16 protein-coding genes are annotated in these 12,390 nt (G+C 68.5%); 4 read left to right on the top strand and 12 right to left on the bottom strand.

The genetic code is table 11. The annotated features are described in order from the left end of the window. Positions 1–895: alpha/beta hydrolase family protein (locus Amac_RS15420; protein WP_218041093.1), on the top strand; the 895-nt coding region annotated here is incomplete at its 5' end. Here the strand turns inward: Amac_RS15420 and Amac_RS15415 are convergent. Continuing rightward, positions 886–1,308, bottom strand: a complete 423-nt coding sequence (locus tag Amac_RS15415) for a VOC family protein (protein ID WP_155355050.1) — start codon at positions 1,306–1,308, stop codon at positions 886–888. The genes Amac_RS15420 and Amac_RS15415 overlap by 10 nt on opposite strands. An 80-nt stretch (positions 1,309–1,388) precedes the next feature. Between Amac_RS15415 and Amac_RS15410 the strand changes: the two genes are divergently transcribed. Further along, positions 1,389–1,991, top strand: a complete 603-nt coding sequence (locus tag Amac_RS15410; protein ID WP_155355049.1) for a TetR/AcrR family transcriptional regulator — start codon at positions 1,389–1,391, stop codon at positions 1,989–1,991. Between the two features lie 13 nt (positions 1,992–2,004). On the opposite strand, the gene Amac_RS57905 is transcribed toward Amac_RS15410, so the two are convergent. The 5 genes from Amac_RS57905 to Amac_RS15385 form a co-directional block, all read right to left on the bottom strand. After that, positions 2,005–2,163, bottom strand: coding sequence for a VOC family protein (locus tag Amac_RS57905; RefSeq protein ID WP_373869818.1), 159 nt, complete (start codon positions 2,161–2,163; stop codon positions 2,005–2,007). 269 nt (positions 2,164–2,432) lie between these two features. After that, positions 2,433–3,119: an SDR family NAD(P)-dependent oxidoreductase gene (locus tag Amac_RS15400; RefSeq protein WP_155355048.1), complete on the bottom strand. Its 687-nt coding sequence runs from the start codon at positions 3,117–3,119 to the stop codon at positions 2,433–2,435. Between the two features lie 75 nt (positions 3,120–3,194). Further along, positions 3,195–3,587 (bottom strand): ester cyclase, encoded by a 393-nt coding sequence (locus Amac_RS15395; protein ID WP_155355047.1) that lies wholly within the window; start codon positions 3,585–3,587, stop codon positions 3,195–3,197. A 175-nt stretch (positions 3,588–3,762) separates the two neighbouring features. Continuing rightward, entirely contained in the window at positions 3,763–4,371 is a 609-nt protein-coding gene (locus Amac_RS15390; protein ID WP_155355046.1) for a TetR/AcrR family transcriptional regulator, read from the bottom strand. A gap of 50 nt (positions 4,372–4,421) precedes the next feature. Continuing rightward, a complete protein-coding gene (locus Amac_RS15385) occupies positions 4,422–4,826 on the bottom strand; it encodes a RidA family protein (protein ID WP_155355045.1) in 405 nt (134 codons plus the stop codon). Positions 4,827–4,954: 128 nt separating this feature from the next. Here Amac_RS15385 and Amac_RS15380 point away from each other — a divergent pair, with 128 nt between their 5' ends. Continuing rightward, entirely contained in the window at positions 4,955–5,335 is a 381-nt protein-coding gene (locus tag Amac_RS15380; protein WP_155355044.1) for a winged helix-turn-helix transcriptional regulator, read from the top strand. Between the two features lie 102 nt (positions 5,336–5,437). Here Amac_RS15380 and Amac_RS15375 read toward each other — a convergent pair whose 3' ends face one another. From Amac_RS15375 to Amac_RS15355, 5 genes are all read right to left on the bottom strand, one after another. Further along, entirely contained in the window at positions 5,438–5,863 is a 426-nt protein-coding gene (locus Amac_RS15375) for a VOC family protein (protein ID WP_218041100.1), read from the bottom strand. Positions 5,864–6,100: 237 nt separating this feature from the next. Next, positions 6,101–6,349 (bottom strand): hypothetical protein, encoded by a 249-nt coding sequence (locus tag Amac_RS15370; protein ID WP_155355042.1) that lies wholly within the window; start codon positions 6,347–6,349, stop codon positions 6,101–6,103. Between the two features lie 34 nt (positions 6,350–6,383). Beyond that, positions 6,384–8,534 (bottom strand): MMPL family transporter, encoded by a 2,151-nt coding sequence (locus Amac_RS15365; protein ID WP_155355041.1) that lies wholly within the window; start codon positions 8,532–8,534, stop codon positions 6,384–6,386. 22 nt (positions 8,535–8,556) lie between these two features. Then, positions 8,557–9,093, bottom strand: coding sequence for a TetR/AcrR family transcriptional regulator (locus Amac_RS15360; protein WP_155355040.1), 537 nt, complete (start codon positions 9,091–9,093; stop codon positions 8,557–8,559). Positions 9,094–9,222: 129 nt separating this feature from the next. Beyond that, entirely contained in the window at positions 9,223–10,239 is a 1,017-nt protein-coding gene (locus Amac_RS15355) for a Gfo/Idh/MocA family protein (protein ID WP_281356290.1), read from the bottom strand. 234 nt (positions 10,240–10,473) lie between these two features. Between Amac_RS15355 and Amac_RS15350 the strand changes: the two genes are divergently transcribed. Continuing rightward, a complete protein-coding gene (locus Amac_RS15350; protein WP_155355038.1) occupies positions 10,474–10,926 on the top strand; it encodes a hypothetical protein in 453 nt (150 codons plus the stop codon). Between the two features lie 37 nt (positions 10,927–10,963). Here the strand turns inward: Amac_RS15350 and Amac_RS56135 are convergent, their stop codons facing one another. Continuing rightward, positions 10,964–12,358: a glycosyl hydrolase gene (locus tag Amac_RS56135; RefSeq protein WP_155355037.1), complete on the bottom strand. Its 1,395-nt coding sequence runs from the start codon at positions 12,356–12,358 to the stop codon at positions 10,964–10,966. Positions 12,359–12,390 lie beyond the last annotated feature (32 nt).

Here is a 12,390-nt window from a genome sequence, read left to right as displayed (position 1 = left end):
ACAGCGCGCACCGTACATGACACCCAAGGAATCGGAACTCCTGCTGAAAGGCTCCAGGATCGCGGGCGCGCCGTACGACACGCTGAGCAAAACCCGCACGAACGCCATCCAAGACGCCGACCCGGCGGGGGGAAAGTTTCCGCTGGTCGTGCTCTCCCCCGGCTTCACCAAGCCGGTGAGCACCCTCACCTCCCTGGCCGAGGACCTGGCCAGCAGAGGGTACATCGTGGCCGGGATCGACCACACCTACGAGAGCTACGCCACCACATTCCCCGACGGGCGGATCGCGGAATGCCTCGCCTGCGACAGCGACACCGACCCGGGCTTCGGCACGGGCGTGGTCCAGAGCCGGGTGGCCGACGTCTCCTTCGTGCTCGACCACCTGACGTCGAAATGGGATGGCTCCGCCCTGATCGACCGGTCCAGGATCGCGATGGCGGGGCAGTCGATCGGCGGGGCCAGCGCCATGGCGGCCATGCTGACGGACTCCCGGGTGCGTGCCGGAATCGACATGGACGGCACCACCTACGCGCGGATTCCCAAGAGCGGGTTCTCCCGGCCGTTCCTGTTCATCGGCTCGCCGCAGCACACCCCCGGGGGCCGCGACAATTCGTGGGACCGCGACTGGAAGCTGCTGACCGGGTGGAAGCGCTGGCTCGTGCTGTCGGGCGCGGACCACCAGTCCTTCACCGACGGCCCGCTGCTGGCGGGCGCCCTGGGCATCAAGCCTGCTCCCGGCCTCCTGCCCGCGGCGCGCTCGGCCGAACTCACCCGCACCTACGTGGCGGCCTTCCTCGACCAACACCTGAAGTCACAGCCGCAACCCCTCCTCAACCAGCCGTCATCCCGCTACCCCGAGACCAAGTTCTGCCCCGCGACCTGCGCTCAATCCTGAGGCCTTGCGTACTGCTCGGCGTAGGCGGTGGTCGGGGCGATCGGGGTGATCACGTCGATCAGGACACCGTTCGGGTCGGCCACGATGAAGTGCCGCTGCCCGAAGTCCTCGCTGCGCAGGTCGAGTTCGGCCGGCAGGCCCCCGCGGACCACCAGCCGGTCCCATTCCGCGTCCACGTCCTCGACCTCGAAGTTCAGCAGCAGCCCCTGGACCGGTCGCCGGTACGCCTCAGGCAGCGTCGGATGGGTGTGGTCGAGCAGGGCCAGCTCGTACTCGGGTGATTCGGTACGGCGCAGGCTCACGTACCAGTCCGCCTCGAACGTCGGCTCGAACCCGAACCACCCAAGGTAGAAGTCGCGGGATTCCGCCAGCCGGGCCGTACAGACGACGGGATAGAAGCTGGTCACCTTCACGAGAACTCCTTCGCATACTATCGGTATGCGAAAGGACGGTATTTGGCGTACCATCGGTATGTCAACCGAATGGGGGAGAGATGACCGCGGGTATCCGGGCGCGGCAGCGTGAGCAGACCCGCCACGCACTGCTGCGGGAGGGACGGCGGCTGTTCGCCACGCTCGGCTACGGCGCGGTCGGGCTGGCGGAGATCGTGCAGGCCGCCGGGGTGACCAAGGGCGCCCTCTACCACCACTTCGACAGCAAGGCCGACCTGTTCCGCGCGGTCCTCGGCGAGGTACAGGAGGAGATCGCCCGGCGGGTCGTCGCGGCTGCGGAGGCGCAGGACGATCCTTGGACCCAGCTCACCGCCGGCTGCCAGGAGTTCCTCACCGCGAGCACCGACCCGGACGTGCAGCAGATCATGCTGGTCGACGGCCCTGCCGTACTGGGCTGGAGCGAGTGGCGCGCCATGGACGAGGCAGGCTCCGCCCGCCACCTCGAAGACGCGCTGACCACGCTGATCGAGTCAGGCCGGATCGCCCGCCAGCCGGTGGCACCGCTGACCCACCTGCTCTCCGGCGCGATGAACGAGGCAGCACTCTGGCTGGCCACCTCAACCGACCCAGCCGACCTGACCAACACCAGAGCCGCCCTACTGACCCTGCTCGAATCACTCCGCGTCCGACCGTCCCGGCGCTAATCGAAGATCACGGTCAGCCTCCGTGCGCGGTGAGCATGTAGCCCTCAGGGCCCTCGAAGGAGAACACCGGCCCGAAGGGGCTGTCCGCCATCGGGGTGAGGATCTTGATCCCGGCGGCGGTGAGCTGGTCGTGGAGCTTGTGAGCGTCGGAGGTCCGGAACCAGAGCGCCACTCCAAGGCCGGGCCGTGCCACCTCACCGAGGAGGGCCACACACGCCTCGCCACGGTCCAGGCCGCCGTCTACGCCATCGAACTGCGCATGGTCAAGGCGATCCCGCCGCAACGCATGGCAGTGCTCCTCGCCGACCTCGACCGCATCGCGGCAGCCCTGGAGGAATGACCTACTACTGATCCCACTCGGACCGGCCGCCCACGCTGCGATGTCGCAACCGGCTCGCTCCACCGACTCCTCGCCACCACCGGACTACGCCCGCGTGGCGACTACCAGGGCAGTTCCCCGGTCTCGTCTTGGAAGGTTCCTGTCGGGCCGTCCACGTCGAGAGTGGCCAGGCGTACGACAGCTCTGGCGCTCTCCTCCGGCGGTCTTCCGATCCCGAAGGCCGCGGTCATGTCGGTGGCTGTGGTGCCGGGCTCCAGTGCGTTGAACTTGATGCCGGGCTGGGACTTGGCGTACTGCACCGTCAGCATGGTTGCCGCCGTCTTGGACGCGGAGTAGAGCGCCAGCGGCAGGTGGAACTCGGGCCGGTCGGGGTTGTTCACCGCCCAGAACGATCCGGCGCTGCTCGATACGGTGACCACGGTGGGGTTCGAGGACTTGCGCAGCAAGGGGAGTGCCGCTTCTGTGACGCGTACGATTCCCACCGCGTTGGTGTCGAACACCCGCAGGGCCGTGGGACCGTCGAGGAGTTCGTTCCCGAGGATGCCCGCGTTGTGCACCAGGACGTCGAGCTGCCCCTCGGCCGCACTGATCGTCGCCAGCGCGTTGCTCACCGAGGCGTCGTCGGTCACGTCGAGCTGCACGAACCGTGCGCCGAGGGCGGCTGCGGCCTTCTCGCCTCGCTCGATGTCGCGCGCACCGATGTAGACAACGTGGCCCAACTCCAGAAGCTGTTTGGCTGTCTCGAAACCGATGCCCTTGTTGGCCCCGGTGATCAGTGTGACGGTCATGGGTTTCCTCTCGAATTGTGTGGCCCGAGTGGACCGTTGGGTGCGACTGCTCTCCACGTCGCCGGCCCCGAAGGGTCAGGTGGTAAGCTGCCGGAGTAGTTCACCGGCGTCGTGCAGGGCTGTCATGTGCACGAACCGCCCGTTGCGCACCTGGTAGATGGCGTACTCGGTGATCTCGAACGAGGTGCCGGTGGGTGCCACACCGAGCCACTCCTTCACCGGCGTGCCCGTGTTGACCAGCCGCGCGGCCAGACGATCACCGTCGAAGAGCAGTTCCTTGAGCTCCCAGTGGAGGTCCGGAACCGCGTCCACGTCAGCCTTCTGCACGGCGATGAGGTCGTCCCGGGTGGCAGGCTCACCGTTCAACGTGGTCCGGTCGTCGATGAACTCGTCCATCTGATCGAACCTGTGGGCGTTGAGCTCCTCGATGTAGCGCAGGTAGAACGCGCGCAGATCACTGTCGGACATCAGATGCCCCTTTCTGCATGGCAGTCGTACGGCACCGGGTAAGGCGATCCCGGTGCCCTCGAGAAGTCCCACGGGAGTCGACCTACGCCGACTTCCGCATCGATCGATGCGGAAGTCCAAGATAACACGTTCCGCATCGATCACTTCGGAAGGGTGTGGACCTGTGGGGCGGTTCTCAGCAGGGTGGCCAGTTGCGCAGGGCGGCGTCGGCCATGTCCTGGAGTTCGTCGCGGCCGACGCCGCTGGCGGCTTGTACGGCGATGCCGTAGGCCAAGGCGGTGACGTAGCGGGCGAGTAGTGCCGGGTTGGTCTCCGGCGGCAGGTCGCCGTCATCGACGGCTCGTTCGAACCGTTCTCGGATGCAGGAGTAGCCGCTGTCGCGCCACGCGACGAGGAGGTCGCGGGCTCCACGGCTGGAGTCGCCGGTGGCCAGGGCACCCTGGACGCCCAGGCACCCGTTGGGGCCGGTCGGGCGGGTGGTGGTTCGGACGGTGCCGGCAAAGATCGCGGTGACGACGCCGAGGGCGGTCGGCTCGTCCAGGGCTCGGGCCAGGTAGGCGCTCGGGCCCTCGGTGTAGCGCTCCAGGGCCTTGCGGAAGAGCTCCTCCTTGTTGCCGAAGGTCGCGTACATGCTGGTGGTGGAGATGCCCATCGCGTCGGTCAGGTTGGCCAGACTGGCCCCCTCGTAGCCCTGCTCCCAGAACACCAGCAGGGCGCGCTCGAGCGCCTCGTCGGCGTCGAATCCCCGCGGTCGGCCGATTGGGCGGCGCTGCCTGGTCTCCACCCCCGCAGTCTACCCCTTCTGCAGCGATCGATGCAGAACATGCTATCGCTTCAATCGATGATCGCGGTGACTTCGGCCTCGATGAGGATGCCGGGCTCGAAAAGCACGTCCACCCCGATCAGCGCGGCCGGTGGCGTGGCGATGTCGAACTCGCGAGCCGCCTGTTCGATGCCTGCGTTGAAGGCGTCGTACATCTCTCTCTTCCAGCCTGCGGCGTACCACGTGACGCGGACGACGTCGTGGAAGGTCGCTCCGGCCGCGTCCAGCGCTTTGGCGACGTTGCGGTAGACCTGGGCGACCTGCCCGGCGAGGTCGCCCGGTGCCACGAGCTCGCCGCTCTCGTCCCAGGCGACCTGTCCCGCGATGTGGACCTGCCTGCTCCCCCTCGCCACCGCGACGTGATGGTAGAGCGGGACTTGGACCTGCCTGTCAGGGTTGATGAGCGAAACAGCCACGAGATCTCCTGATCGGTTATGTGATCGAGGCGCCGGAGGACGCCTATGCTCTCTTGCGGTTACTCAGAAACCATAGGAGAGTGTTTGCTGACGTGGAAGAACGCACTTTTTAGAGACTGGGGAACCTCATGGTGACCAAGCAGTTCGCTGGCGCGGCTGACGAAGCGGACCTGAGGCGCGCGGACTCCCTGGCGCGGGAGATCTTCTCGGATGTCGCCAACAAGTGGGCGCTGCTTATCATCGAGGCTCTCGGGGAGCGCACCCTCCGCTTCAGCGAACTGCGCGACGAGGTCGAGGGCATCAGCCACAAGATGCTCACCCAGAACCTGCGCATGCTGGAGCGCAACGGCCTGGCCGAGCGGAAGGTGCATCCCACTGTGCCGCCGCGAGTCGAGTACACCCTCACCGAGCCGGGCCAGGCCCTGCGCGCGACGGTTGATCTCATCTGCGGCTGGACCCACAAGTACTTCGGCCACATCGAGACCGCCCGCCAGCGCTTCGACGCCTGACAGCTCAGTTCAAGTGGACGGGACGAAGGACGCTGCTCGGAGACAGGGAAGAATCGGTGACCAGGTCGTTCTGGTTGGTCGCAGGTCGGCCGCGACGGGCTGTCAGCTGAGTTGCTCGGCCAGCGCGATGATGATCCCCTCGGGGCCGCGGACGTAGCAGAGCCGGTAGCTGTCCTCGTACTGGGCCAGCTCACCGACGAGTTCGGCGCCGTGAGTGCGCAGGCGGGCAATGACGTCCTCGATGTCGTCGACGGCGAACATGACGCGATGCATGCCCAGCGTGTTGTGCGGTGGGTTGTGCGGTCTGGCGCCGATCGCCGCGGGGGTGTGGTATTTCGCCAGTTCCAGTCGGCCGTGGCCGTCCGGGGTCCGCATCATCGCGATGTCGCAGCGGACGCCGTCGAGTCCGACGGTGCGGTCCGCCCAGAGGCCCTCGATCTGCGCTTTGCCCTCCAGCTCCATGCCGAGTTCTACGAAGAACGCAATGGCAGCCTCAAGGTCGTCGACGACAATGCCGACGTTGTCCATCCGCTGGAGCGTCATGGTGGTTCTCCTTTGTCGCGCGGCCCACAACGGGCCGCTGGTGTGCCTGGGACGGAGCCATCGCCATGTTCTCGACACCGGGAAGCATGCTGAGTTCTGGCCCGTCACCGCCTTGGGGTGCCGCGTCCGAAAACCCACACGCACGCATGCAGGCCGTCGCCGTCGCGCAGCGGGCCGGGTTCCGCCACGTCACGCGGATCCAAGACCCGGACGGCACCGATTTCACCTGTTACGCGCGTGATCTAAAGTAGGCCTGCGCGATTCACCCGGCGTGGCCCCGATCGTCTGCATCGCCTTCATGCCGGTGACGTGCAGGCCCAGTGCCTGGCCGCGGACGTTCTCGCCGGTCAGCGCGATCAGGCGCTCCTGCAGCAGCAGCGTGGCGGCGAAGCCGACGGAGGCCACCGCGGCGGCGGCCCCCTCGGCCTGGGCCGCCTGCAGCAGGCTCTCCAGCGCGGTGGCGACCAGCACCGCCGCCAGCTCCGCCGGATCGGCCCTCGATCCGTTAGCCGATGCGCTCCGGCACGGGTGGGCTCGACGTGGCGAGGTGGTGGCTGAGTCGCTCGCCCTCGACGTCGAGGTCGGGTAGGACGCGGTCCAGGGTCTTCGGCAGCCACCAGGCCGCTCTGCCGAGCATCGCCATCACGGCCGGGACCAGCGTCATGCGCACCACGAACGCGTCGACCAGCACGCCGAGCGCCAGGGCGAAGCCCATTGACTTGATGATCGGGTCGTCCATGAAGACGAAGCCGCCGAACACCGAGGTCATGATGAGCGCGGCGGCGGTGACCACCCGGGCGTTGTGCCCCATGCCGTTGATCGTGGCCTGCCGGGCGGTGTCGCCGTGCACGAAGTCCTCGCGCATGCGCGAGACGAGGAACACCTCGTAGTCCATGGCCAGGCCGAACAGGATGCCGATGAGCAGGATGGGCAGGAAGCTGACCAGCGGCCCCGGCACCTCGACGCCGAACAACCCGGCCAGGTGGCCCTGCTGGAAGATCGCCACGGTGATGCCGAACGTCGACCCGATGGTCAGCAGGAAGCCGAGCGCCGCCTTCAGCGGCACCAGGATCGACCGGAAGACCAGCATCAGCAGCAGTACCGACAGCCCGACGACGAGCAGCAGGTAGACGGGCATCGCCTCGGCCAGCTTGTCCGACACGTCGATGCCGACGGCGGTCGCGCCGGTGACGGAGATCTCCGCGCCCGCGATGGTGGCGACCTTGGCCCGGATGGCGTGCACCGCGTCCTCGGTCGAGGCGGCGGTCGGCCCCTCCTTGGGGATGATCGCCAGCAGCGCGGTCGTGCCGGTGGCGTTGGGCTGCGGCGGCGCGACCGCCAGCACGCCCGGCACCTGCTGGATCAGCCCGGCCGCCTGCCCGGCGGCGGCGTTCACGGCGGCGGCGTCCTTGGCCGAGACGACGGCGATCAGCCGCGCGTTGAAGCCCTCGCCGAAACCCTCGCTGGTGAGGTCGTAGGCGGCCCGCCCCGGGGTGCCGGGCGCGGCCGTGCCCGCGTCGGGCAGCGCCAGCCGCAGATCCTGTACGGGCAGCGCGAGCACCCCGAGGCCGACGATGCCGACCAGCAGGATCGGCACCCGCAGGCGGCTGACCAGCCGCCCCCACGTGTAACCGAAGCCCTCCCGGGCGACGGCCTGCCCGTCGCGCTGCTTGCGTGGCAGGACACGCGGCCCGGCGTACGCGAGGATCGCCGGCAGCAGCGTCACCGCCACGAGCACCGCGACGGCGACGGTCCCGGCGGCGGCCAGGCCCATGACGGTCAGGAACGGGATGCCCGCGACGAACAACCCGGCCAGCGCGATCACCACGGTCGCCCCGGCGAACACCACGGCGGACCCGGCGGTGCCGGTGGCCCGCCCGGCGGCCTCCTCCCGCTCCAGCCCGTCGGCCAGGAACTGGCGGTAGCGCGAGGTGATGAACAACGAGTAGTCGATGCCCACGGCCAGGCCCAGCATCAGCGCGAGCACCGGGGTCACCGAGGTCAGCTCGACGACGCCGCTGAGCGCGTACAGGCCGGCCATGCCGACCCCGACGCCGACCAGCGCGTTGAGCAACGTCATCCCGGCCGCGACCAGCGACCCGAAGGTGACGATCAGCACGATCGCGGCGATCAGCACGCCGATCGCCTCGGACCCGCCGACCTCCGGCGCGGCCCGCAGCACCTCACCGCCGTGCTCCACCTGGATGCCGGTGGCGGCGGCCCCGGCCTTCAGGTACGCCTCGCGCTGCGCGTCCGTGATGTCGTCGACGTTGTCCTTGAACTGGACCTGGACCAGCGCGTACCGGCCGTCGGGGGAGAGGGCGCGGGCCTGGAAGGGGTCGATCGCGGCCACCACGCCGGGTACGGCGGCGGCTTCCCGCACCACCGGCGCGACGACCGCCGGGTCCAGCTTCCCGCCTTCGGGTGCGGCGATCACGATGGTGCCGACGGCACCGCTGGCCTGCGGGAACTCCCGCTCGAGCGAGTCGAGGGCACGCTGGGACTCGGTGCCCGGCATGGAGAACTTGTCACTGGACGGGCCGAGGAACAGGGCGGCGGCCACGCCTACGAGCGCGAGCAGTAACAACCAGACGGCGGCGACTCGCCCCCGGTTGCGGAAGGAGAACCGGCCGAGCCGGTACAGCAGGGTCGCCATGAGTAGGGGTCTCTCCCAGTGATCAGTCGGTTGGGCGGCCGAGGGTGCGCAGCGCGCCCCGGGTGAGTTCCACACGCAAGACCTCGTCGGAGACGTCGACGCCGCGGGCACAGGTCAGGAAGATGCCGACCAGGGCCATCCAGCCCGCCACCCGGCACTCCTGTTCGGGGGCACGGCCGACCAGGGCGTCCACCAGGCTCTCGGTGGCGCTGTCGACGTCGGGCAGTTCGGGGTGGCAGAGCAGGTCGTCGACGTCCACGAGCAGGATTTTGACCTGGCGGCGGAAACGCAGCGCGAGTTCCACCAGCCCGGCGACGGCCTCCCGCGCGGCCTGCTCCCCGTCGAGTGGGGCGAGTTTCCCCTGGATGGCCTCCAGGTCCCGCCCGACCGGCGCGAACAGCTCGCTCAAGATCGCGTCTTTGCTGGTGAAGTGGTAGAGCAGCGAGGCCTTGGAGCAGCCGACGTCCGACGCGATGTCCTGGAGGGACGTGCCACGGAAGCCGTGGGCGGCGAACAGGCGGGCCGCCGACTCCAGGATCTCCGCGCGCATCGAGGTCATGGGCCCAACGTAACTGACCGATCGGACAGAGTCTGTCCGATCGGTCAGAAGGTAAGCGAAATCACACCAACCGCTGCACGGCGTCGCACGATCTCCCGCCGCGTCAGCCGTCGGCCTCGGCGGAGCAGGTCACAGCCGCACCTCACCGCCGGTCTCGACCGCTTTGACGGTGCTCTCGATCAGGCGAAGCGCTGCCAGACCGTCACGGACGTCGGGAACGGGCAGGCCGTCCGCACGGATGCTGCGGGCGAAGGCTTCAATCTGACGCTCGTACGCGTCACCGTCGGTGAGCACCGGAGTGATCACTTCACCGTCGGCGTACGCGTGCACGGCCGAGGCCTGCCGGTGGAACGGGAAAGGAATGTCGGCTCGAAGCCAGCCGTTCGCCCCGAACACCTCAACGCCCTCCGCGGGCAGACCAGGAACGTCAACCGTGATCGACACGGTGCCGATCGCGCCGGTCGCCGTCGTCATGAGGATCTGCCACGCCTGGTCGCGGCCGTCCGCACGATGCCTGGCGACCACGGAGGCCACCTCACCGAGGAGGAACCGGACGGTGTCGAAGATATGGGCACCGTGTGTCGCCAGCAGGTAACGACCGCGGTCGGCCTTGAAGCCGGCTTCGTGCTGAAGAGCCGCAGCGTCGGCGTAGACGTGCGGGAACAGGGTGGCCTCGATGCCCGGGCGCAGGTCGCCGATTCGATACCAGGCATTGAACGTGCGGGCTTCGCCCAGCCGCTCCGCCAGGAATCGTCGCGCGAACTGCAGACCCTGGTCGTGCCGCTTCATCGCGCCAACCTGAAGCTTCAGCCCCGTTCGCGCCACGAGTTCAACCAGAGCCTCCGCCTCCCGCACGGTGGAGGCGAGCGGCTTCTCGACCAGGACGTGCTTGCCGGCCTTGAGGGCGTCGGTCGCGAGCGCGTAGTGGAACCGGTCAGGCGCCGCCACGATCACCGCCTCCACCGAGTCATCGCCCCAGATGTCCGCCGGATCCGTACCGGCCATGGCCAGGTTGTAGCGCCGCGCCACACCCCGCGCCACCTCGGCACTGGGATCGCAGACGCTCACCAGCTCCACTCCGTCGGCCTTCTCCAAAGCCGGCAAATGCGCCACCTGCGCAATCCGACCACACCCGATAAGCGCCATACGCACGGGTTCGCTCATCAGCCCGCCAATCATCGGTCAGCTCGATTATCGACCCCGGCGGCAGGACGGGTTCCACCAGTTCGGCCGTGGTCGCGGTGTGGTCCTCCTCAGTGGCGGCTACCTTGCCGCTCAGCACTACACGGAGCTGGCAGAGGCGCTCGGGGACACCTTCACCGTGTACGTGCCCGACCGGCGGGGACGCGGCCTGAGCGGCCCCCCGGCGAGAAGTACTGCATGGCCAGGGAGTGCGAGGATGTCCACGCGCTGCTGACCGGCACGGGGGCGCACGCCGTGTGGGGGCACAGCTCCGGCGGGTTGATCGCGCTGCAGGCGGCGCTGACGCTCCCGGCGATCCAAAAGGTCGCGGTGTTCGAGCCGGCCATCTCCATGTACGGCACCTTCGACGTTTCGTGGATCCGGAGGTTCGAGCGCGAGCTGGACCAAGGCAGGCTGGCTGCCGCGCTGGCGACCTTCACCAAGGGCGTGGGGGCCAGCCGGGGAACCGACGTCATGCCCCGCTGGCTGCTGGTGCCGATGCTCGACGCTTACCTGCGGATGGAGCGGAGGCGTACCCGGCCTGCGGGCGAGGCCACCGTGGAGTCGCTCGTCCCGCTCCAGCGGCTGGACGTGCGGCTGTGTCTCCGCATCCGGGTTTCGCAGCCCGAAAAGCCCAGGTCATCATGGTGATGACCTGGGCTTCGGGCCGCCCGATGGTCCCGGCCGGTCAGGCGGGCAGGGTCCACCTCTGCCAGGCGTTGCTGTTGGCGTCCCAGATCTGCAGGCGGGTGCCGTTGGCGGTGCTGCCGCCGGGGACATCCAGGACGCGGCCCGACTGCGGGTTGCGGAGCTGGCCGGTGCCGAGGCTCTGCCACTGCTGGGCGCCGGATCCGTTGCAGTCCCAGATCTGGATCGGGGTACCGTTCGCGGTGCCCTGGCCGGTCACGTCCAGACACTTGCCGAGCGCCCGGATCGTGCCGTCGGCGCCGACCGTCCAGCGCTGCGCGGCTGTACCGTTACAGTCATACAGGTCAACGGCCGTGCCGTTCGCGGTACCCGCCCCCGCCACATCGACGCACTTACCGCCCACACCGGTGATCGGGCCGGTACGCGCCGGCTGCGGGCTCGTCGTCAGGTTGACTTCGCCCTGGTTGAGGGTACGCGAGTGGAAGTAGCCGGCCTGGATCTCGGCGTTGGTGTTGCTGCCGGTCAGCTGCTCGGACCAGACCATGAAGTAGGTCCAGCGCGTCTGGCTGTCCAGCAGGGACGCGTTGGGCACCTTGCCCATCTCCGCGATCGCGATGGGCTTGCCCGCGGCGATGTTCTGAATCTGCTGGTAGTCACTGGCGGACGGGTAACCCTTGTACCAGACGTCCAGGCTGACGACATCGACGTACGACGAGCCCGGATAGTAGTTCGCCCAGCCGCCGGCCGGATTGTCCTGCACGTTCCATACCCAGATCAGATTGCTCAGGCCCTTGCCCGCGAGGTAGTCGCGGGTGAGCTGATAGAGCCGGGCGCCGCCGGAGGGACCGGGACGGTTGCCCCACCAGTTCCACGACTCGTTCATCTCGTGCAGCGGGCGGAACAGCACGGGCACCCCGGCGTCCTTGAGCTGCTGCAGGTAGGGGACGACCTCGTCAAGGCGCCGCTTCCAGGTGGTGTTGAGTGCGGTGCCGTCCTGGATGATCTGGCTGAACTGGGTCGCCGAGATGCTCGTCTTGACGCCGCCTTCGAACTCGCAGGTGCTCGGCCCGGTCGGCGTGCACATGTGCCAGGTCAGGGCGACCAGCGAGCCGTTGGCCCACTCCTGTTTGGCCTGGTCGACCACGCGCTGGCGGTTGGCGGCGTCCACGGCGCGGAACATCAGGTCGCCGCCCCACAGGCCGGGCCACTGGCCGGTGATGTTGTATACCTGCTGGGTGTACTGACCGGGCGTGCTGGCAGGTTCCTTGTTGTGCTGGCCGCTGACGATGTTGCGGCCGGTGATGGATGCCAGGTAGTTCAGTACGTCCTGCTTGGACGCCGCCGGGAAGGCCCGCGCCGGAGCGGTGAGCGTGGCCGCCGCCATGAGGGCGGCTAAGCAGACGGTGAGGACTCGGCGGATGCGGGATCGATGCATTACTCGTTCTCCTTCTCTGGAGTGGGTGACGG

The organism is Acrocarpospora macrocephala (genome assembly GCF_009687865.1).
GTDB lineage: Bacteria > Actinomycetota > Actinomycetes > Streptosporangiales > Streptosporangiaceae > Acrocarpospora > Acrocarpospora macrocephala.
Note: the sequence above shows the minus strand (reverse complement) of the source record. Positions and strands in the feature narration are given on the sequence as shown.